Source organism: Gordonia sp. PP30 (assembly GCF_023100845.1).
Lineage (GTDB): Bacteria > Actinomycetota > Actinomycetes > Mycobacteriales > Mycobacteriaceae > Gordonia.
On record NZ_CP095864.1, the window covers coordinates 4371526 to 4392153 of the forward strand.

General features: G+C 69.1%; 19 protein-coding genes. 10 read left to right on the plus strand and 9 right to left on the minus strand.

All coding sequences use genetic code 11. From position 1 onward, the window contains the following. Positions 1-23 precede the first annotated feature (23 nt). Positions 24-2672, plus strand: coding sequence for a multicopper oxidase domain-containing protein (locus tag MYK68_RS20205; RefSeq protein ID WP_247865508.1), 2649 nt, complete (start codon positions 24-26; stop codon positions 2670-2672). Between the two features lie 130 nt (positions 2673-2802). Here the strand turns inward: MYK68_RS20205 and rnhA are convergent, their stop codons facing one another. Next, a complete protein-coding gene (gene rnhA / locus MYK68_RS20210) occupies positions 2803-3249 on the minus strand; it encodes a ribonuclease HI (RefSeq protein ID WP_247865509.1) in 447 nt (148 codons plus the stop codon). 172 nt (positions 3250-3421) lie between these two features. Here rnhA and MYK68_RS20215 point away from each other — a divergent pair, with 172 nt between their 5' ends. Both MYK68_RS20215 and MYK68_RS20220 read left to right on the plus strand, forming a co-directional pair. Further along, positions 3422-4051: a DUF1697 domain-containing protein gene (locus tag MYK68_RS20215; protein ID WP_247865510.1), complete on the plus strand. Its 630-nt coding sequence runs from the start codon at positions 3422-3424 to the stop codon at positions 4049-4051. Between the two features lie 116 nt (positions 4052-4167). After that, entirely contained in the window at positions 4168-5337 is a 1170-nt protein-coding gene (locus tag MYK68_RS20220) for a YncE family protein (protein ID WP_247865511.1), read from the plus strand. A gap of 70 nt (positions 5338-5407) precedes the next feature. On the opposite strand, the gene MYK68_RS20225 is transcribed toward MYK68_RS20220, so the two are convergent. The 3 genes from MYK68_RS20225 to MYK68_RS20235 all read right to left on the minus strand — a co-directional run bounded on the left by MYK68_RS20225 (position 5408) and on the right by MYK68_RS20235 (position 8650). After that, positions 5408-6616 carry a CoA transferase gene (locus MYK68_RS20225; protein WP_247865512.1) on the minus strand — a complete coding sequence of 403 codons (1209 nt, stop codon included), beginning with the start codon at positions 6614-6616 and terminating at the stop codon, positions 5408-5410. A gap of 64 nt (positions 6617-6680) precedes the next feature. After that, on the minus strand, positions 6681-7829 hold the full coding sequence (locus MYK68_RS20230) for a CaiB/BaiF CoA transferase family protein (RefSeq protein ID WP_247865513.1): 1149 nt from the start codon (positions 7827-7829) through the stop codon (positions 6681-6683). Continuing rightward, complete coding sequence (locus tag MYK68_RS20235; protein ID WP_247865514.1) at positions 7826-8650, minus strand: enoyl-CoA hydratase/isomerase family protein; 825 nt, start codon at positions 8648-8650, stop codon at positions 7826-7828. Before MYK68_RS20235 ends, MYK68_RS20230 begins: the two co-directional genes overlap by 4 nt. Before the next feature lie 131 nt (positions 8651-8781). On the opposite strand from MYK68_RS20235, the gene MYK68_RS20240 reads away from it, so the two are divergent. From MYK68_RS20240 to MYK68_RS20260, 5 genes are read left to right on the plus strand one after another with little or no spacing between them, the layout of a single operon-like run. Continuing rightward, positions 8782-9957 carry an acyl-CoA dehydrogenase family protein gene (locus MYK68_RS20240; RefSeq protein ID WP_247865515.1) on the plus strand — a complete coding sequence of 392 codons (1176 nt, stop codon included), beginning with the start codon at positions 8782-8784 and terminating at the stop codon, positions 9955-9957. Further along, positions 9954-10742 (plus strand): HpcH/HpaI aldolase/citrate lyase family protein, encoded by a 789-nt coding sequence (locus tag MYK68_RS20245; protein ID WP_247865516.1) that lies wholly within the window; start codon positions 9954-9956, stop codon positions 10740-10742. Before MYK68_RS20240 ends, MYK68_RS20245 begins: the two co-directional genes overlap by 4 nt. Positions 10743-10774: 32 nt before the next feature. Beyond that, a complete protein-coding gene (gene fabG, locus MYK68_RS20250) occupies positions 10775-11518 on the plus strand; it encodes a 3-oxoacyl-ACP reductase FabG (RefSeq protein ID WP_247865517.1) in 744 nt (247 codons plus the stop codon). Positions 11519-11520: 2 nt separating this feature from the next. Beyond that, positions 11521-12399 (plus strand): HTD2 family dehydratase, encoded by an 879-nt coding sequence (locus MYK68_RS20255; RefSeq protein ID WP_247865518.1) that lies wholly within the window; start codon positions 11521-11523, stop codon positions 12397-12399. A 21-nt stretch (positions 12400-12420) separates the two neighbouring features. Then, positions 12421-12876, plus strand: coding sequence for a MaoC family dehydratase (locus MYK68_RS20260; protein WP_247865519.1), 456 nt, complete (start codon positions 12421-12423; stop codon positions 12874-12876). Between the two features lie 103 nt (positions 12877-12979). On the opposite strand, the gene MYK68_RS20265 is transcribed toward MYK68_RS20260, so the two are convergent. Beyond that, positions 12980-14191, minus strand: coding sequence for an acetyl-CoA C-acetyltransferase (locus MYK68_RS20265; RefSeq protein ID WP_247865520.1), 1212 nt, complete (start codon positions 14189-14191; stop codon positions 12980-12982). A 148-nt stretch (positions 14192-14339) separates the two neighbouring features. Here MYK68_RS20265 and MYK68_RS20270 point away from each other — a divergent pair, with 148 nt between their 5' ends. Continuing rightward, on the plus strand, positions 14340-15536 hold the full coding sequence (locus MYK68_RS20270; RefSeq protein WP_247865521.1) for an acyl-CoA dehydrogenase family protein: 1197 nt from the start codon (positions 14340-14342) through the stop codon (positions 15534-15536). Positions 15537-15889: 353 nt separating this feature from the next. Then, positions 15890-16195, plus strand: a complete 306-nt coding sequence (locus MYK68_RS20275; protein ID WP_247868127.1) for a hypothetical protein — start codon at positions 15890-15892, stop codon at positions 16193-16195. A gap of 72 nt (positions 16196-16267) precedes the next feature. On the opposite strand, the gene MYK68_RS20280 is transcribed toward MYK68_RS20275, so the two are convergent. The 4 genes from MYK68_RS20280 to MYK68_RS20295 all read right to left on the minus strand — a co-directional run bounded on the left by MYK68_RS20280 (position 16268) and on the right by MYK68_RS20295 (position 20473). Then, on the minus strand, positions 16268-16954 hold the full coding sequence (locus MYK68_RS20280) for a GntR family transcriptional regulator (RefSeq protein ID WP_247865522.1): 687 nt from the start codon (positions 16952-16954) through the stop codon (positions 16268-16270). Between the two features lie 115 nt (positions 16955-17069). Further along, positions 17070-17963, minus strand: coding sequence for an HpcH/HpaI aldolase/citrate lyase family protein (locus tag MYK68_RS20285; RefSeq protein WP_247865523.1), 894 nt, complete (start codon positions 17961-17963; stop codon positions 17070-17072). 117 nt (positions 17964-18080) lie between these two features. Beyond that, positions 18081-19304 (minus strand): acetyl-CoA C-acetyltransferase, encoded by a 1224-nt coding sequence (locus MYK68_RS20290; protein WP_247865524.1) that lies wholly within the window; start codon positions 19302-19304, stop codon positions 18081-18083. A gap of 17 nt (positions 19305-19321) precedes the next feature. Beyond that, positions 19322-20473 carry an acyl-CoA dehydrogenase family protein gene (locus MYK68_RS20295; protein ID WP_247865525.1) on the minus strand — a complete coding sequence of 384 codons (1152 nt, stop codon included), beginning with the start codon at positions 20471-20473 and terminating at the stop codon, positions 19322-19324. Between the last annotated feature and the right edge of the window lie 155 nt (positions 20474-20628).

The window sequence follows — 20628 nt, forward strand, 5'->3', positions numbered from 1 at the left end:
TGCTCCTCCGTAATATCGGAGGAGTGAGTACTCCCGCAGACCGCCGTCGCCCGAAGAGCTGGCACCGACTGGCCGGCCTGCCGGTGCGCGTGTGGATGGTGGTGCTGATCGGAATCGGGCTCGCCCACTGGGCGCTGCCGGATGCGCGGTGGCTGCTGGTGCATGTCTTCACGATCGGGCTGGTGACCAATTCGATCGTGCTCTGGTCGCAGACCCTCGCCGAACGCTTCTTCGGCTATCCGCTGCCGGAGGCACGACGCCCCCGGCAACTCGCCCGGATCTACGCGCTCAACGCCGGACTCGTGGTGACCATCGTCGGCATGCTCGGCGCGTGGTGGCCGGTCACCATGGCCGGGGCGATCGTGATCGGCGGTGTGGTCGCCTGGCACTGCGCGGCATTGGCGCGGCTGATCGTGGAGGCGCAGCGGCATCGCGAGGCGGCCGGCGAGGGACCGGCCGAGAACGCGCTCAACGCGTGGTTCTTCGTGGTCGCTGCGTCATTGCTGCCGGTCGGCGCCGGATTCGGGGTGGCGCTGGCCTACGGATTCGCCGATCCGGAGCAGGCCGGGTTCCTGGTGACCCACCAGGCGCTCAACATCCTCGGCTTCCTCGGGATCACCGCCGCCGGGGTACTGATGCTGATGTTCCCGCGGCTGCTCGGCGCGGCGAAGCTCGGTCAACGACGTCGGCCGTACGCGCTCGTCGTGCTGCCCACCGGTATCGCGATCACCATCGCCGGCGCGCTGAGCGACCACCCGGTGCTCGCCGCCGCCGGGATCGGCGTGTACCTGGCCGGGTGGCTGATCGTCGCGGGACCGTTCGTGCCCGCCGCGCTGGCGAATCCGCCGCGCGGCTACGCCCCGGCGTCGATCTGCGCCGCCCTGCTGTGGCTGTTCGGCTCGCTGATCGCGTACGCGACGACGCTGGTCACCGGACCGTTCGTGACCGCCCGCATCACCCTGCTCACCGTCTGGTTCCTCGCCGGGTTCGCCGGACAGCTGCTGTTCGGCGTGATGAGCCATCTGATGCCGACGATGATGGGCCCGGGTCCGGTCGCGGCCGCCGGGAAGGCCCGGATGGACCGCTGGTGGCTGTGGCGGGTGCTAGTGATCAACGGCGGCCTGGTGCTGTGGCTGTTGCCGCTCGACAGCTGGGTCAAGGTCGCGGTGTCGTCGCTGGTGATGCTGGCGTTCATCATGTTCCTGCCGATCATGATCGCGGCGGCGCGCGCCGCCATGACGGCCCGGAAGGCGCTCGCCGAGCCGGAACCGGTGGAATCGCGGTCGGGCTCGCACATCCCCGTCGCGCCGGAATCACGAGCGCCCCGAACACCGCAACTCGGCTTACAGGCGGTCGCCGCGGCGGCCGCGCTCGCCCTGGTGGTCTCGGTCGGTCTCGCCCTCGGCGGCGGCAGCGGCGGGCAGATCACGGACGCGGCCGGCGGCGTGACCCCGACCGGCCACACCACCACCGCGAAGATCGCCGCGGTGAGCATGCGGTTCACCCCGGACACCATCACGGTCCCGGCCGGCGATCGGCTGGTGATCGAGGTGGCCAACAAGGACTCCCAGGTGCACGACCTGGTTCTCGCCACCGGAGCGACCACCGGCCGCATCGCGCCCGGCGCCACCGCGAAAGTCGACGCCGGGGTGATCGGCCGGTCGATCGAGGGCTGGTGCTCGATCGTCGGGCACCGCCAGCAGGGCATGGTCCTGCACATCCGGACCAGCGGCGGCACCGCTGACGACGGCGGCGCGACCGCGCACGACCAGCATTCCGGTCACGGCGGCCCGCCCGTCATCGACCTGCAGAAGCAGCCCGGCCCGGGCTTCACCGCCCGCGACGCACGACTCGCACCGGCGCCCGGCGGCACGCTGCATCGGGTGACGTTCGAGGTGACCGAGGACCAGGCCGAGGTCGCACCCGGCGTGCGGCAGACGGTCTGGACATACAACGGCAAGCCGATGGGACCGACCCTGCGCGGCCGGATCGGCGACGTCTTCGAGGTGACCCTGGTGAACCACGGCACCATGGCGCACTCCGTCGACTTCCACGCCGGGATGGTGAGTCCCGACCAGAACATGCGCGACATCGACCCCGGTCAGACGCTGGTCTACCGATTCCGCGCCGAGCACACCGGCATCTGGCTGTATCACTGCGCCACCGCACCGATGGCCGCGCACCTCGCCGCCGGCATGTACGGCGCCGTCGTGATCGACCCGCCCGATCTCGCCCCCGTCTCCGCGCAGTACCTGTTCGTCCAGGCCGAGGCCTACCTGGGCGCGAACGGGGATCCGGTCGACGCCGACAAGGTCGCCGCGAACACCCCCGACCTGGTGATGTTCAACGGTTACGCGAACCAGTACGTCTACCGGCCGCTGCACGCGAAGGTCGGCGACCGCATCCGCATGTGGGTGCTCGACGCCGGACCGAACGCCCCGCTCGCCTTCCACGTGATCGGCACCCAGTTCGACGTCGTGTACTCCGAGGGCGCGTACCTGCTGCCACCCGGCGATCCGGCGCACGGCGGCTCCCAGGCGCTGGCCCTGCAGCCCGCCCAGGGCGGCTTCGTGGAGATGACCTTCGCCGAGCCCGGCACCTATACCTTCCTCAATCACCGCATGGTCGACGGCGACCGCGGCGCGATGGGCAAGATCGTCGTGACGGAGTGAAGCCGCCCCGCATGACGACGGCGCCCTGACGGTCCACGTGCCGGATACGGCCGCGTGAGCGGCCGGAGTGCCGTGGTCGTGCGGGAACGACTCCGGCGGGGGCTCGGCGACCGCGGATGACGACCCGTGATCAGCCGTCGCGGAGGGTGCGGGCCGCGCTGGTGGCGAGCGTGTCGGCGATCTCGTTGTAATGGTCGCCGTTGTGGCCCTTCACCCACCGCCACTCGACCGTGTGCCGCTTCTCCTCGTCGACCAGGCGCTGCCACAGCTCGGCGTTCTTCACCGGCTTCTTCGCCGCCGTCTTCCAGCCGTTGCGCTGCCAGCCGGCCACCCACTTGGTGATGCCGTCCCGGACGTACACCGAGTCGGTGTAGATCACCACGGTCGACGGCCGGGTCAGCGCGGCGAGGCCCTCGATGGCGGCCTGCAGCTCCATCCGGTTGTTGGTGGTGTCCGGCTCCGCCCCGGAGAGCTGCTTCTCGGTGCCCTTGTAGCGGAGCACCGCACCCCAGCCGCCCGGACCGGGATTGCCCAGGCATGCACCGTCTGTCGAGATCTCCACCACCGCGTCGCTCACGGGGGACCAGATTACCGGTGAACGGTGCCGAGCCCGCGGGTCCTGAGCAGGCGTGGCGGAGCTTGCGACGACGCGCGGCCGAAGGGCGGCCGCCGGGGGTTCCGCGGGTACCGAGCCCACCGAAGCACGACCACCGTGGACGCCGAGTGACCGGCCGTGGAAACCTGGGGACATGTCCGACGACGAGCCCCGCGTCTACCTCTTCCGCGCCGTGAACGTCGGGGGCGCCAAGCTGCCGATGGCCCGGCTTCGGGAGATCGCGACCGAGCTGGGCGCCACCGCCGTCTCGACGTACATCGCGTCGGGCAATCTGATCTGCGTGCCTCCCGCCCTTCGACGGGCTGCTCAGAGGCCGGACGACAACGCCCACGGGCCGGAAGACGGCACCCAGCGAACGGCGGAGGGCTTCGAGCGCGCGTTGGAACGCGCCGTCGAGGAGGAATTCGGGTTCTTCCGGGAAGTGATCTCCCGGAGCGCCGATCAGCTAGAGAAGGCCCTGGCCGCCTATCCGTTCGGCACGCCGCCGGGCTATCCGGAGGCGCCGTCGGCACACATCTGTTTCCTCGCGGGCACCCCGGATCCGGCGAGGGCGGCGGAATTCGTCGCCCGCGATTTCGGCGCCGGGGAACTGCTCGCGGTGATCGGCGACGACCTGCATCTGGCGTACCCGGGCGGGGCGGGCAAGACCAAGCTGACCCCGCCGGCGATCGCCAAGGGCCTCGGCTACCCGGGGACGGCCCGCAACCTGCGCACCGTCGCCAAGCTCATCGACCTCGCCACGGCGGCGTCCACGACGCAGTGATCTTCCTTTCTCACTGAATCCTATGGCTAGCCTTACCGAAGGCTGATGGCCTAGTGTGACACGCGGTACGACTCGCCCGGGTCGGGGATTCGGGCGCCCCACGAGGAGACACTCCGATGATTACGACCTCTCGCCTGAAGGCACTTGTTCCGGCCGCCGCACTGGCCCTGACGCTGGGGGCCGGCGGATTGGCGGCACCGTCCGCCCACGCCGCCCCGCAGCACGACCCCGCCGCCCGCCACTGGGAATCGCTGCCCGCACCGGTGGTGCCGCAGCAGCCGGGCTACCAGATCACCGGCTACAACGTCGGTAAGGGTAACTATCGCGGCGCGATCGACCAGAAGACCGGCAGCCTGTGGCTGACCAACGTGTCGCCGCTGGAGGGCGCCAAGGAGTCGTCGATCCTCAAGGTGGATCCGAACACGATGCGCGTGCAGAAGCGCATCCGGATGCCGAAGGCGTCGAACACCGGCGGCCACGGCACCGTCAACGCCCAGTACGACATCGGCGTGCCGAAGCGCGGCGGCACCGTGTGGACCACGGCCGCCACCACCGGCGAGGTGAACGTCTGGGACACCGGCAGCGGCAAGCTGCTCAAGACCTTCACCGGCGTCAACCACGCGCACGGCATCGTCTTCGCCGAGGACCTCGGCCTGGCGATCGTCTCGGCGTCCGAGCCGGGCGGCATCGTCATCTACGACCTGAACACCCTGCAGGAGGTCGGCCGTGCCAAGCAGCCGGGCGCCGGGAAGCAGCTCGCGGCCGGCATGGCGGTCACCGATTCCAGCGCAGGCGGCGCGACCATCACCGTCGCCTCGTACTACTCCAGCCTCACCCAGTTCCGGATCACCCGCGAGAACGGCGTCGTGAAGACCAAGGTGCTGTGGAACACCCACCAGGGCGGTGACGGGCACGGCAGCGTCGAGGTGTCCAAGGCGCACAACCGCGTGTACGTGAACAACCTCTACAAGGGCCTGGTGCAGGTCTACAACCTGCGGACCGGCGCCCACATCACCGATCTGGTGACCGGACCGGGCACCAACTCGATGATCATCTTCCAGGGCAAGCTGTACGCCGCGAACTACTTCGCCGGCTACATCTCGGTGATCGATCAGAACACCCTCGGCGTCTCTCGCCTGCTGACCACCGGATTCGCCCCGAACCAGCTGCTGGCGTGGAAGCCGAACACCTTCCTGGTGATCGACAAGTCGAGCATCGTGCTCGACGGCGGCTACACCCAGAACCGCGGCGTCGACCGCATCTGGAAGGTCCGCTCGCTGCGCTGACCCGCGCACATCGACGACGATCGGCCCGGCTCCTCTCAGGAGGTGCCGGGCCGATCGTCGTCGTGTCCGGTCAAAGGATCCCGGCGGCGCGCAGACGGTCCAGTTCGACGGCGTCGAGCCCCAGCACGTCGGCCAGCACGGCCTCGGTGTCGGCGCCCAGCGCAGTGGCCGGAACCGAGCCGGAGTACTCCTCATCGATCCGCAGCGGGGAACTGGCCGAGATCACATCGCCGACGCCGGGCTGGTCGACGGCGGTCAGCACCGGCTCGTCGCCCGGGGCCACGGCGAAGCCGGCGGCCACCTCGGCCGGCGTCCGGTACGGTCCCCAGAGCGCGCCGGCGGCGGTCAGCGCCGCCTGGACGTCCGCCGTGGAGTGCCCGGAGAACCACGATCGCAGAACCGCCTCGATCACTTCGCGGTGCGCGTACCGGCCCTCATCGGTGGCGAAGTCGGCGCCGAGGGAGGTCTCCAGCGCCGCCAGTACCTCCGTGGTGCCGGTCGCGGTGCCGAGTGCCTGCCACTGCCGCGGGGTCAGCGCGACGATCATGATGTGGTCGCCGTCGGCGGTCACCAGGTCGACGCCGAAGCTGCCGTACAGGTGATTACCGTGCCGGGCGCGGTCGCCGCGCTCGGCGGCCTCGGAGTACCAGCCGAGGTCGGCGACCGCCGCCATCGCGACGTCGGAGAGCGCCACCTGCACCAGCGCCCCGGCACCCGTGCGGTCCCGGCGCCGCAGCGCCGCGAGCACCCCGCTGACCACCTCCTGACCGCACAGGAAGTCCCAGGCCGGCAGGACGTGGTTGACCGGCGCGGCCGAGTACTGCGGACCGGTCATGTTCGCCACCCCGCTGGCCCCGTTGACCGTGTAATCGACGGCCGCGCCACCGTCGGGCCGACCCTCGACGCGCACCGAGATCACATCCTCGCGGCGGCTGCGGAGCGCGTCGTACGAGAACCACGCCCGGCCCACCGCGTTGTCGACGACGATGCCGGCATCGCTTCCCGGTGCGGTCGCCAGCCCGAGCAGCAGGTCGCGGCCGGCCGGCTCGCGGAGGTTGAGCGTCACCGACTTCTTGCCACGGTTGAGCGAGTTCCAGTAGAGGCTCTCCCCGGTGCGTTCGGAGAGCGGCCAGCGGCGGTAGTCGGCATTGCCGCCGAGCGGGTCGACGCGGATCACCTCCGCGCCCAGTTGAGCAAGGGCCAGGCCGGCCGACGGCCCGGCGACGAAACTCGCGAATTCGATGATGCGGACCCCGGCGAGCGGGCGGTCGTAGGCCATGCGGGTGGTCTCTCCTCGTTCTCCACGTGCGGGAGTCGATCCGGTCTTCTCCCCGATCATCGGATCATGCGCTCGGTCCCACCGCGAACTCGGCGCGCACCGCGTCGGTGTGCTGGCCGAACGCCGGAACCGCACCCGCACCGGCCTCCCAGTGCCGGGCCAGACCGGGCGGCAGCAACGCGGGCGACGGGCCGCCCGGTGTCTGGATCTGCCGCCACCGACCGCGCTCCTTGAGCTGCGGATGCGCGACGACGTCGGCCACGGTGTTGTAGCGGGCGTTGCCGATACCGGCCGCGTCGGCGCATTCCTGGATCTCGGCGAGCGTGTGCTCGGCGCACCAGGCGCCGACGATCTCGTCGACCTCGGCGCGCGCGGCGACCCGGTCCTCATTGCGAGTGAGGTGTTCGGCGTCGGCGAGTTCGGGGCGTCCGATCATCTCGATCAGGCGCAGCCATTCGCCGTCACTGGTCGTGCCCAGCACCGCGGTCTGTCCGTCCCTGGTCGGGTAGGCGCTGTACGGTGCGACGATGGGCGCCCCCATGCCGACCGGCTCGGGTGAGGTTCCGGTGTGGATCTGCCCGTTCAGCAGGAACCCCATGTACTCGGCGATCACGTCGAGCATCGCGATCTCGATGACCGCGCCGGTACCGGTCTTCTCCCTCTCGAACAGCGCGGCGAGCACCGTGGAGTAGACGTACATGGCGGTGCCGATGTCGGCGACCGGCACGCCCGGCTTGGCCGGCCTGCCGGGGAAGCCGGTGACCGAGCAGACACCGCCTTCGGCCTGCACCAGCAGGTCGTAAGCTCGCTTGTGGTCGAGCGGGCCGCCCCTGCCGTAGCCGGAGATGTCCACGATCACCAGCTGCGGGAACTCCCGGTGCAGCGTGTCCGGTCCCAGCCCGAGCCGCCCGAGCGCACCCGGCGCGAGGTTGGACACGAAGACGTCGGCACCGGCCAGGATCCGCCGCAGCAGCGCGCGGTCGTCGTCGGCGCGGACATCGAGCGCCACCGACTCCTTGCCGTAGTTCAGCCAGGTGAAGTGCGCGCTGGTCCCGTGCACCACGCTGTCATAGTGCCGGGTGGAGTCACCACCGCGCGGTTGCTCCACCTTGATCACCCGGGCGCCGAGATCGGCGAGGTGGCGGGTGGCGAGCGGCGCCGAGATGGCCTGCTCCATGCTGACGACGGTGATGCCGTCGAGCGGCCTGCTCACCGTTCGGGCCGCTCGAAGACGGCCGGGGGCGCCGGGAACTCCGGGTCGCGCTTCTCCTGCAGCGAGGTGACGCCCTCGGTGACCTCCGGCCCGCCGAAGCCGTAGAACTCGTAGCCGAGCGAGGCGTCGAAGATCGCCCAGTTCTGCCGGTACCAGTTGTTCATCGCGTGCTTGGTCCACTGGATCGCGGTGGTCGCGCCCCCGGCCAGGCGCTGCGCCACGTCCAGCGCCTTCGCCTGCACCTGGTCGTCGTCGACGCACATCGAGACCATGCCGATGCGCTCGGCCTCCTCGCCGGTCAGCGGCTCGTTGAGCAGGAGGTGATACTTCGCCTTGGGCATTCCGGCGAAGAACGGCCAGGTCAGCGCGGCGTTGTCCCCGGCGGCGACGCCGAGGCGCACGTGGCCGTCGACGATCTTGGTCTTCCGGCCGGCGATGGTGATGTCCGCGAGCATCGCGGTCACCAGCCCGGCACCGGCGGCGGGGCCGTTGATCGCGGCGACCAGCGGCTGCGGCAGGTCGATGAGGTTTCGGACCAGATCGCGGGCCTCCCGCAGCACCCGCGTGCGCCCGGTGTAGTCGCCGGTCATGTCCTGGATCAGGTCGAAGCTGCCGCCAGCCGAGAACGCCTTCTCGCCCTCGCCGCGGATGATCACCGCGCGCGCCGACTCGTCGCGCGCGATCACCGGCCAGACGTCGGCCAGGTCGGCGTGCGCCTGCGGTCCGACGGCATGCAGGCTCGGTCCCGTCAGGACCACCTGCAGCACGCCCTCGCTCGGTCGCTCGACCCGGAGGGTCGAGAACTCCTCGTATGTCGTCACCTGTCTTCCGCCCTTCCGAACCGACGTTTTCGCACAGAGAATGTGGTTGCGTGGCTCACATATCGGGCCAACCACGGCCTAGAATATATTATGTTTCAAGCGTGGCACACCCCTTCGACCCAGGAGTACGGATGACCCAGCAGGTCAGCGACGACGACTTCGAGCAGATCCGGGACGCGGTGCGCGAGTTCGTCCAGACCCGCGTGATCCCCCGCGAACGCGAGATCGCCGACACCGACGCGATCCCGGAGGACATCCGGCAGACCGCGAAGGACATCGGCCTGTTCGGCTACGCCATTCCACAGGAGTGGGGCGGCCTCGGCCTGAACCTGTCGCAGGACGTCGAGCTGGCCATGGAGTTCGGCTACACCACCCTCGCGCTGCGCTCGATGTTCGGCACCAATAACGGCATCGCCGGTCAGGTCCTCGTCAACTTCGGCACCGACGAGCAGAAGGCGGAATGGCTGGAGAGGATCGCCTCCGGAGAGGTGGTCGCCTCGTTCGCGCTCACCGAGCCCGGCGCCGGTTCCAACCCCGCCGGTCTGCGCACCAAGGCCGTACAGCAGGAGAACGGCGACTGGGTGATCGACGGCGCCAAGTGCTTCATCACCAACGCGGCGATGTCCGATCTGCTGGTGACCTTCGCCCGCGTCCGCCCGGCCGACGAGAACGGTGCCGGCATCGGCGCCTTCCTGGTCCCCACCGATACGCCCGGCGTCACCGTCGCCTCGCACGACGAGAAGATGGGTCAGCAGGGCGCCTGGACGTCGGACGTCCACTACGACAGCGTGCGCGTACCGGCTTCCGCCCTGGTCGGCGGCGACGTCGACACCGGCTACAAGGCCGCCATGACCTCCCTCGCCCGCGGCCGCGTGCACATCGCCGCCCTCGCCGTCGGCTCGGCCCAGCGCGCCCTCGACGAATCCCTCCGTCACGCCGCCGTCACCACCCAGGGCGGCACCGTCATCGGCGACTTCCAGCTCGTCCAGGCCCACCTCGCCGACATGCAGACCGGCATCATGGCCGGCCGCGCCCTCGTCCGCGACGCGGCGGCCAAGTACGTCTCCGGCGAGGACCGCCGCATCGCGCCCTCGGTCGCCAAACTCTTCTGCACCGAAATGGTCGGCACCGTCGCCGACAAAGCCGTCCAGATCCACGGCGGCAGCGGCTACATGCGCGAAATGACCGTCGAACGCATCTACCGCGACGTCCGTCTCCTCCGCCTCTACGAAGGCACCAGCGAAATCCAGCGCCTCATCATCGGCGGCGGCCTCGTCCGCACCGCGAAGAAAGAGCAGGCCAAGTGAGCGCGGCCGACGCCCGCACCCTGCTGTTCGTCCCGGGCGACCGTCCCGAGCGGTTCGCCAAGGCCGCCGCGGCCGGGGCCGATCTGGTGGTCCTCGATCTCGAGGATGCGGTCCGGCCGGAGAACAAGGCCGCGGCCAGGGAGAACGTCGCCCGCTGGACCGCCGAGCACGACTGTGCCGTGCGTATCAACGCGGCGGGCACCGACTGGCACGACGACGATCTCGCGGCGCTCACCGGAACTTCGGCCGCGATCGTGGTCCCCAAGGCCGAGTACCGGGAGACCCTCGCACCGATCGGCCGCGACCACGCGGTGATCGCGCTGATCGAGACGGCAGTCGGCGTCCTCGCCGCCCCGGTCCTGGCGACCACCCCGGGCGTCGTACGACTCGCGCTGGGCACCTTCGACCTCGCCGCGCAGCTCGGCGTCGACCCGGCCGACACCGAGGCGCTCGCGGCGACCCGCGGCGGCGTGGTGCTGGCTTCGGCGGTCGCCGGGCTCACCGGGCCGATCGACGGCGTCACCGCTGCGATCGACGACGCCGAGCGACTGGGCGCCGACACCGCGTACGCGCGGCGGCTCGGCTTCGCCGGGAAGCTCTGCATCCATCCGCGACAGCTCGCTCCGGTCAGCGCGGCCTTCCGCCCAACCGAAGAAGAATTGGCGTGGGCGCGGAAGATCGTCGCGGCCGTCGACGCCATGGGCGTCGCGAAGGTCGACGATGCGATGGTGGACAAGCCGGTCGTCGAACGCGCTCAGCGCCTTCTGGCCCGCGCCGGCGAATGACCCACAACCCCTTTGTGAAATAGGAGAATCTCATGGCAGAAGGACTGCTCGCAGGTAAGACCGCGGTCATCACCGGCGGCGCGCAGGGCATCGGGCTGGCGATCGCCGAGCGTTTCGTCGCCGAGGGCGCCCGGGTGGTGCTCGGCGACATGAACGCCGAGGCTGTCGCCGCCGCGGCGGCGGCTCTGGGCGAGGATATCGCCGTCGGCGTCGCGGGGAACGTCACGTCATCCGCCGACGTCGATGCGCTGATCGCGACCGCGATCGACCGGTTCGGTTCGCTGGATGTGATGGTCAACAACGCCGGGATCACCCGCGACGCGACGATGCGCAACATGACCGAGGAGCACTTCGACCAGGTGATGAACGTGCACCTCAAGGGCACCTGGCTCGGCACCCGGGCCGCCGCCGCGGTGATGCGTGAGCAGGGCAGCGGCGCGATCGTGAACATGTCGTCGATCTCCGGCAAGGTCGGCAACATCGGCCAGACCAACTACTCGGCCGCCAAGGCCGGCATCGTCGGTCTCACCAAAGCCGCCGCCAAGGAGGTCGCTTTCAAGGGTGTGCGCATCAATGCGATCCAGCCGGGCCTGATCCGCACCGCGATGACCGAGGCGATGCCGCAGAAGGCGTGGGATTCGAAGATGGCGGAGATCCCGATGGGCCGCGCCGGCGAACCCGACGAGATCGCCAAGGTCGCGCTCTTTCTGGCGTCGGACCTGTCGTCGTACATGACCGGCACCGTCATGGAAGTGACCGGCGGACGGTACATGTGAGCATGAGCGACACCGTCTGGGAGCCGCACACCGTCGTCACCGAGGAACTGCTCGACCCGGCACCGGTCGCCGCTCTCGCCGCGCTGTTCGACGACGGTCTGCCCGCCCCCGCGCCTGGCGATCCGCTGCCGCCGCTGTGGCACTGGGTGGCGCTCCCGCGCTGGAGCGTGTCGTCGCAGCTATCCATCGACGGGCACCCGTTCCGCGGGTCGTTCCTGCCGCCGATCGAGTTGCCGCGGCGCATGTTCGCCGGGGGTTCGATCGCGTTCACCGGCGTCCTTCGGGTCGGCGACACGGTGCGCCGCGAGGCCGTCGTCGAGTCGGTGACCGAGAAGTCGGGCCGCAGCGGCAAGCTGACGATCGTGGTGACGTCGACCGTGCTGTACGCACCGGACGGCACGCCCGCGGTGACCGAGAAGCAGAACCTCATCTATCGCGAGGCCGCCACCCCGGCGCCGGGAGCTCCCCCGGCTCCCGAGACGGCCGCGACGATGGTTCCGGCCGGTCCGCCGCTCGATCCCGTCGGGGAAGGCGCCTGGGACTTCCGCACCGATCCGACTCTGCTGATGCGATTCTCCGCGGCGACCGCGAACGCGCACCGGATCCACTACGACTGGCCGTACGCGACCGGCGTCGAAGGCTACCCTGGCCTGGTGGTGCACGGACCGCTGATGACGCTCTCGCTCGCCGAGACGCATCGGCTCTCCGGCGACGCCGAGACCGTCACCGCCCTCATCCACCGCAATGCCGCACCGCTGTTCTGCGGTCAGACCGCCACGCTGCGCGCCCAGCGCACCGCGTCGGGCAAGACCGTCGAACTCTTCGGACCCGCGGGAGTCGAGGGCGGCGCCGGTACGGTGCTCGACCTCACCCTGAACTGACCCCGGCAAGGAGCAACGACAATGACACGAGTCTTCTCTTCCCTCGACGAGGTGCGCGCCGCGCTCGGCGAGGACATCGGCCCGAGCACGCCGATCGTCATCGACCAGGAGCGGATCAACGCTTTCGCCGACGCCACCGGCGACCACCAGTGGATTCACATCGACCCCGAGCGCGCGGCCGCGGGCCCGTTCGGCACGACGATCGCCCACGGCTTCCTGACGCTGTCGCTGCTGCCCCTCTTCGGCGCCGATCTCTACGAGATGCGGTTCGGTGGCGCCCGGGTGAACTACGGCTGCAACAAGGTGCGCTTCCCATCGCCGGTGCCGGTCGACAGCGAACTGACCGCCACCGCCGCCATCATCGATATCGCCGAGTCCCCGGCCGGCGCGATGCTCACCGTCAAGTACGTGGTGACCGTGACCGGTGCCGCCAAGCCGTGCCTGGTCGCCGAATCTCTGGTGGTCGTCACGCCCTGAGCCGCCGCGGCGCAGACTGCCGGATCGTTGCTCGTCTCGAGCACCGATTTGGCACTTTCGGGCTGTATCGCTCAGCCGGTCTCGAATTCAGACGACCGGCGGGTCAGGCGACGCGCTCGAACACGGCGGCCAGGCCCTGGCCACCGCCGATGCACATCGTCTCCAGTGCGTATCGGCCGCCGCGGCGGTCCAGCTCACGGAGCATGGTCGCGAGGATCCGGACGCCGGTGGCGCCGACCGGGTGCCCCAGCGAGATGCCCGAGCCGTTGACGTTCATCCGCGCGAGATCGTCGTCGCCCAGGCCCCACGTCGCGGTGCAGGCGAGAACCTGCGCGGCGAAGGCCTCGTTGAGTTCGATGAGGTCGAGGTCGGCGAAGGTCAGGCCGGCGCGTTCGAGAACCGCATCGGTCGCCGGCACCGGACCGATGCCCATGCGATTCGGTTCGACCCCGGCCGCGGCCCAGGTGACCAGCCGGGCCAGCGGCCGCAGACCGAGTTGCTCGGCCTTCTCCCGGGTCGTCACGATGCAGACGGCGGCGCCGTCGTTCTGGCCGCTGGCGTTGCCCGCGGTGACGGTCGACTCCGGATCGATCCGGCGGCGCACGGCCTTCATTCCGGCCAGCGCTTCCCGCGAGATGTCGGGCCGCGGATGCTCGTCGCGATCGCGGACGACGTCGCCCTTCCGGGTGCTCACGGTGACCGGGACCAGCTCACCGGTCAGGCGGCCCTCGTCGTGCGCGGCGACGGCGCGGCGATGCGACTGATAAGCGAGCTCGTCCTGTGCCTCGCGACTGATCGAGTACTCCTCACGGAGGTTCTCGGCGGTCTCCAGCATGCCGCCCTCGACCGGGTAAAACCTGCCGCCGGAGGTCACGCGGCCGCGGTTGATGCGGTCCATCAGGATGGTGTCGGTGCCGCGCAGACCGAAACGCAGACCCAGTGCGTAGTGCTCGGCCTGGCTCATGCTCTCCGCACCGCCGGCGAGGACCAGGTCGCAGATGCCGGTCTGCACGCGCATGGCGGCGTCGATCACGGCCTGCAGACCGGAGCCGCAGCGGCGGTCGAGCTGCATTCCGGGGACCATGACCTCCAGCCCGGCGTCGAGCGCGGCGATGCGGCCGATGGCCGGCGCCTCACCGTTGGGATAGCACTGACCGAAGAGGACATCGTCGACGTCGCCGCCGGTGATACCGGTGCGGTCGACCAGCGCCTTGACGACGGTCGCCGCCAGCTCCGCGGCCGGCACCGAGGCGAACATCCCACCGTATTCTCCGACCGGGGTACGGAGGGGTTCGCAGATGACGGCTTCGCGCATCTCGCGCCTTTCTCTTGCCCGAAGATGAGAAGAAATCAACGGTAGACGATGTTTCTAGCATCACTGTAGATTATATTTTATATCAGGATAGAAGATTCTTCCGACTCACCCCGCGACATTTCCGACGCTACCCCCCGGAGGGACACCCATGCCCCGACTGTGCGAGACCGCTGACCTCACCGACATCCAGCACGACATCCTCGCGACCGTTCGCGACTTCGTCGACGAGCAGATCATCCCGGTCGCGACCGAACTCGAGCATCGCGACGAGTACCCCACCGAGATCGTCGCAAAGATGAAGGAGATGGACATCTTCGGGCTGACCATCCCCGAGGAGTACGGCGGGCTGGGCGAATCCCTTCTCACCTACGCGCTGGTGGTCGAGGAACTGTCCCGCGGCTGGATGAGCGTCTCGGGCATCGTCAACACCCATTTCATCGTCGCCTACCTGCTGCTGCAGCACGGCACCGACGAGCAGAAGCGGAAGTACCTGCCGCGACTGGCCGCCGGCGAGCTGACCGGCGCCTTCTCCATGTCCGAGCCGGCCCTCGGTTCGGACGTCGCCGCGATCAGCACCACGGCCACGGACAACGGCGACGGCGGCTACACGATCAACGGCCAGAAGATGTGGCTGACCAACGGCGGGTCATCGTCGCTGGTGGCCGTGCTGGTCCGGACGCCCGGCGTCGGTGGCGAGAAGCCGCACCAGAATCTGACGACCTTCCTGGTGGAGAAGACCCCGGGCTTCGGCGAGGTCACGCCCGGCCTGACCATCCCCGGGAAGATCGAGAAGATGGGCTACAAGGGCGTCGACACCACGGAGCTGATCTTCGACGAGTTCACCATCTCCGGCGACGAGATCCTCGGCGGCACCCCCGGCCGCGGCTTCTACCAGATGATGGACGGCGTCGAGGTGGGCCGTGTGAACGTCGCCGCGCGGGGGGTCGGCGTCGCCCACCGTGCCTTCGAGCTGGGGGCGTCGTACGCACAGCAGCGCGAGACCTTCGGCAAGCCGATCGCCCAGCACCAGGCCGTATTGTTCCGGCTCGCGGAGATGGGCACCAAGGTCGAGGCCGCGCACCAGATGGTGGTGCGCGCCGCCCGCATCAAAGACGCCGGGCAGCGCAACGACCTGGAGGCGGGCATGGCCAAGTACCTGGCCTCGGAGTACTGCCGCGACGTGGTGGAAGATGCCTTCCGCATTCACGGCGGCTACGGCTTCGCGAAAGAATACGAGATCGAGCGCCTGTACCGGGAGGCCCCGATGCTGCTGATCGGTGAGGGCACCGCCGACATCCAGCGCATGATCATCGGCCGCCGCCTGCTCGAGAACTACCGGTTCTGAAGACGAGCCGAGGAGTCGGGCAGACGTCGAGGCGGCGCTGCGACTCGCCGAGGGGTGCGGCGTCTGGCCGTTTACGCTCAGGGGGAGGCATCCGGCACAGAGGACTGAGGATGACGGCGACGAAGGCGGACGATGTACCGGGGCCGGCGCATGTCCGAGTCCGAAGCCACTCGCGCGCGGATCATCGCCGCGGCCGGCAAGGTGCTGGCCACCCAGGGCTACGAACACACCCGGCCCTCGGCGGTGGCGCCGAGTACACCCACCGGCGGGTACGCGACGCCCTCTGAGAATCGGCGACCGCGGGCGAACGGCTGTTCGCCGCCACCCGCGCGTTCATCGAGGCGCAGCTGAAGATCGGCGCCGTGTCACCCGCACACATCCGCAACTACCGCACGCTGCCGGAGGAAATCCGCGAGCGCCTGCGCCCCGAACTCGAGGCCTTTTCCGTGCTGTGGGACCGGCTCGTCCAGGCCGCGGCGGCGACCGGCGAGATCCGGACCGACATCGATCCGTTCGTGCTGCACCTGTTCGTCGCGCACACCTCGGAGCAGCTGGTCACGTGGCCCGACTATGCCAAGCCGTCCACGGCGAAGACCGTCGACACGATTCTCGCGCTGATGCGCAGCGGCGTCGTCGGGCCGGGTGGCGGCGGGGAATAACGTCGAATCGTCGCGACTCTTGGAGCCCGCACGCCCGTGCTCTCCGGACGCACCCGGACAAAGCTGCGTGCACTATCCGTCGGACCACATCCCCTGCTTGGCCAGGGTGGCGACCAGTTCGTCGGCACCCGACATGATGTGCTCGCGCATCAGCGTCTCGGCCCGCGCAGCGTCTCGCGCGGCGAGCGCGTCGATGATCTTCGGGTGGGACTCCATGGTGTCGTCGGTGTGGCCTTCGATGTCGTTGTAGAAACGATTCGGCAGCTGCCGCACGATCGAGGCGAGCATGGTCGCCAGGCGGCGCGACCCGGCGGCGAGGTTGACGCAACGGTGGAATTCGTGGCCGTAGCGCACGGTTCCCTCGTCGTCGCCCGCCGCCAGCGCCCGCTGATGATCCGCCAGAATCTCCCGCAAGCGCTCCAGGTCGGCATCGGTGATGCTCTCCGCGGCGCGCCGGGCGAGTTCGGCGGCCAGCACGGCCTGGGCCCAGAACAGGTCGCGCACGTCCTGTTTGGTGAATTCGCTGACCACGAACCCCCGCCGCGGCACCAGCTCGACGAAGCCCTCACCCGACAGGATGAGCAGACCCTCGCGCACCGGCGTGTTGCTGACACCGACGGCCTTGGCGATCGGCTCGGTGCGCAAGAAGTCGCCGGGCCGGGCCTGGCCGGAGATGATCAGTTCGCGCACATACGCGGCGACGTCCTCGGACAACTGCTGCCGGCCCACAGCCTGACCGTGTCGCGCTTCCACCGTCATCGCCGTAGCCACCGTTCTCTCTCGGGCATGACCCACGCCCACCTGAGAATATATAATACGCTTTACGTGGCGCCCGGCATTCCGTCGGTGCTTGGTGAGGTTCCGGCCGCGTGGTTCAGGAACCCGCTTCGATCGCCTCGGCCAGATCGACCAGCGCCTGCGCCGTCTTCACGTGAGCGATATCGATGTGCTGACCCTCGAAGTCGACTGCCGAGCTGCCGGCGGCCTCGGCCTCGTTGTAGACGGAGATCAGACGGCGCGCGGTGGCGACTTCCTCCGGATCCGGCCCGTACACCTCGTTGGCGACAGCGACGTGCGAGGGGTGAATCGCGACCAGGCCGCGGTAGCCGAGGCGGCGGTTGTCCTCGCAGAAGGTCCGCAGACCGTCCAGGTTCCGGATGTCCTGCCACACACCGGCCATCGGATGGCTCAGGCCGATCTGGCGCAGCGCCAGGTTGACCCGAGACCGCATGTACAGGGTCTCCAGGCCCTCCAGCGTGAACTCGATGCCGAGCGATCGGCCGGCGTCGGCATTCGGGCCGGTGGCGCCGAGCGCGGACACCATCCTGCCGGAGGCGGCGACGATCTTCTCGCAGGAACCCATGGCCTCGGCGGTCTCGAAGCAGGCCAGCAGCTTCACGTGTCCGTCGTCCAGACCCCGCAGCCGCTCGATGTGGCTGAGCACGGCGTCGAGCCGCACCACGTCGGTCTCGTTGTAGATCTTCGCCAGGAAGAGTCCGGCCAGACCGGGGCGGACGACGGCCTCCAGGTCACCGTTCATCAGGCCGGTCTCCTCGGGATTCACCCGAACCCACAGATCGGGACGCACGCCCTGCCCGGTGAGACGGTCGATGGTCTCGGCGACCATGTCGCGCGCGGCGACCTTCTCGACGGGCGGGACCGAGTCCTCGAGGTCGAGGATCAGCGCGTCGGTACCTGAGTTGACGCCCTTGTCGGCCCAGGCACCCTTGTGGCCGGGGACGAACAGCATGGAACGGTACGGCTTCATGGTCATACGGTGTTCTCCAGATTCCTTATGGATGGATGGGTGTACGGTCGGGATTCGTCGTCGTCGACCACCACGGCCGACCGCGAGGAAGCGCTTGCCTTCCCGGGGCTCGCCGCGTCACACCGCCTCAAAGGTGGCGGCCAGTCCCTGCCCGCCGCCGATGCACATGGTGGCCAGACCGGTTCCGCCGCCGCGGCGGCGCAGTTCGTGAAGCATGGTGGTGACCATTCGCACGCCGGTGGCGCCGATCGGGTGGCCGAGGGATATCCCCGACCCGTTCACGTTGACCCGGTCGGCGTCGTTCCAGCCCCAGCCTTCCAACACGGCCAGGACCTGCACCGCGAAAGCCTCGTTCAACTCCACCAGGTCCAGGCCGTCGAGCAGTTCGGGCACGCTGAGGCCCGCACGGGTGGCGAGCTTGTCGACGGCGGGGACGGGGCCGAGGCCCATCCGGTCCGGGGCACACCCGGCGGCGGCCCACCCGGTCAGGAACCCGATCGGCTCCAGACCGAGCTCATCGAGCCGATCCTCGGCCACGATCACACAGGCCGCCGCCGCATCGTTCTGCTGACTCGCGTTGCCCGCCGTCACCGTGCCGCCGGCCATCAACGGCCGCAACGTCCCGAGAGACTCCACGGTGCTGTCGGGGCGAATGCCCTCGTCCCGGCCAAAGATCGTCGGCACGTCCCGGCGCTGCGGAACGACGACGTCGATCACCTCGTCGGCGAACGTGCCCGCTTCCCACGCCGCCGCGGCCCGCTGGTGACTGCGCACCGCATACGCATCGGCCTGCTCCCGGCTGATGCCGAAGTCGTTCGCCAGGTTCTCCGCGGTCTCGATCATCCCGGAAATCCGCCCGAACCGGGCCTCCGGCTGCGACCGCTCCCGGCCCCGATCGAGCCGGTCGTACAACACACTGTTGCCCGCCCGCTTACCCCACCGCGAATCGATCGAGTAGTACTCGATCCGCGACATCGACTCCACACCACCGGCCAGCACCGCGTCGGCGGCCCCGGTCTGCACCATCATGGCCGCCGTCACCAGCGCCTGCAGACCACCACCACACCGCCGATCCAGCTGCATACCCGGCACCGAAATCGGTAGGTCCGCGTGCAACGCCAGCCATCGGCCCACGCACGGCACCTCCGAATTCGCGTACGACTGCGCGAACACGACGTCGTCGATCCGCTCCGGGTCGATGCCGCTGCGCTCGACGGTCGCCTTCACCACCGCGGCCCCGAGGTCTTCGACCGGCAGATCCTGCAGGGCGCCGCCGAAGGTGCCGACCGGAGTCCGCAGCGGCGCGACGATCGCCGCACGCCGCAGAGTTGGAGTACTCATCGTGCTGCTTCTTCCGGTCAGATCTTGTGACGGGCGATGTGCTGGGCCGCGATCACATTGCGCTGGATCTCGTTGGTGCCCTCACCCACGATCATCAACGGCGCATCCCGGAAATACCGCTCCACCTCGTATTCCTTCGAGTACCCGTACCCCCCATGCACCCGCACCGCATCCAGTGCGATCTCCATCGCCGTCTCCGACGCGAACAACTTCGCCATCCCCGCCTCCAAGTCCGCCCGCTCACCGCGATCGAGCTTGTCGGCCGCGTCCAGGGTCAGCAACCGCGCGGCCTGCTGCTTCGTCGCCATATCGGCGATCATGTTCCCCACCGACTGGTGCTTCCAGATCGGTTTCCCGAACGACTCCCGCTCCTGCGCATACCGAGTCGCCGCCTCCAGCGCCGCCTGACCCACACCCAACGCCCGGGAAGCGACCTGAATACGGCCGACCTCCAAGCCGCGCATCATGTGCGCCCACCCTCTGTTCGGCACGCCACCGAGCACCGCATCGGCGGGGACCTGCGCGGCGTCGAACACCAACTCACAGGCCTCCACCCCGCGGTACCCCAGCTTCGGGAGCTTCTTCGACACACTGAAACCCGGAGTATCGGCCTCCACCAAGAGCACACTCATCCCCGTGTGCGCCGGCGACGCGGCTCTATCCGTCAGACACAACAGACCGAACAGACCCGAATGCGACGCGTTGGAGATCCACGTCTTCGACCCGGTGATCGAAAATCCCTCCGCGTTCGGCGTCCCGACCGTCCTCATGGCCTGCAGATCGCTACCGCCACCGGGCTCGGTCAACGCCATCGTCGCCCGGATCTCGCCCTCGGCCATCTTCGCCAGATACTTGTCCTTCTGCTCCGGCGTCCCGAACGTCTTGATGAGGTAGGTGATGACGGAGTGGCCACCGACTGCGCCGGCCAGACTCATCCAGCCCCGCGCGAGTTCCTCACACACTGCCGAGAAACACGCCATCGACACATCCACCCCGCCATACTCCGTCGGCGCGAGCAGACCGAAGAAGCCGAGCTCCTTCATCTCGTCGATCCACTCCGCCGGGTAGATGTCGTCCTGCTCGAACTCCCTTACCCGGGGCGCCACCCGGATGTCGATGAAATCCCGCACCAGCGAAACCATCTCCCGCTCATCCTTGGTCAATGCCATACGCCCGGCGCCCTTCCATGGGAACTGTCACACCATCTTCAAACGATAATATATAATCGATACTTAACAGTTCTTTCGGGGCGAAGGTACCGAGATTCGCTGCGCCAACTGAGCGCTGGCCGTTCCTGCACAATCCGGCTATCTGCCCGGTCTGC

Coding starts and splice junctions, on each gene's coding strand:
- MYK68_RS20215 (WP_247865510.1), top strand. CDS start 3,422: ATGTCCGACGACGAGCCCCGCGTCTACCTCTTCCGCGCCGTGAACGTC.
- MYK68_RS20220 (WP_247865511.1), top strand. CDS start 4,168: ATGATTACGACCTCTCGCCTGAAGGCACTTGTTCCGGCCGCCGCACTG.
- MYK68_RS20225 (WP_247865512.1), bottom strand. CDS start 6,616: ATGGCCTACGACCGCCCGCTCGCCGGGGTCCGCATCATCGAATTCGCG.
- MYK68_RS20240 (WP_247865515.1), top strand. CDS start 8,782: ATGACCCAGCAGGTCAGCGACGACGACTTCGAGCAGATCCGGGACGCG.
- fabG (WP_247865517.1), top strand. CDS start 10,775: ATGGCAGAAGGACTGCTCGCAGGTAAGACCGCGGTCATCACCGGCGGC.
- MYK68_RS20255 (WP_247865518.1), top strand. CDS start 11,521: ATGAGCGACACCGTCTGGGAGCCGCACACCGTCGTCACCGAGGAACTG.
- MYK68_RS20260 (WP_247865519.1), top strand. CDS start 12,421: ATGACACGAGTCTTCTCTTCCCTCGACGAGGTGCGCGCCGCGCTCGGC.
- MYK68_RS20265 (WP_247865520.1), bottom strand. CDS start 14,191: ATGCGCGAAGCCGTCATCTGCGAACCCCTCCGTACCCCGGTCGGAGAA.
- MYK68_RS20270 (WP_247865521.1), top strand. CDS start 14,340: ATGCCCCGACTGTGCGAGACCGCTGACCTCACCGACATCCAGCACGAC.
- MYK68_RS20280 (WP_247865522.1), bottom strand. CDS start 16,954: ATGACGGTGGAAGCGCGACACGGTCAGGCTGTGGGCCGGCAGCAGTTG.
- MYK68_RS20285 (WP_247865523.1), bottom strand. CDS start 17,963: ATGAAGCCGTACCGTTCCATGCTGTTCGTCCCCGGCCACAAGGGTGCC.
- MYK68_RS20290 (WP_247865524.1), bottom strand. CDS start 19,304: ATGAGTACTCCAACTCTGCGGCGTGCGGCGATCGTCGCGCCGCTGCGG.
- MYK68_RS20295 (WP_247865525.1), bottom strand. CDS start 20,473: ATGGCATTGACCAAGGATGAGCGGGAGATGGTTTCGCTGGTGCGGGAT.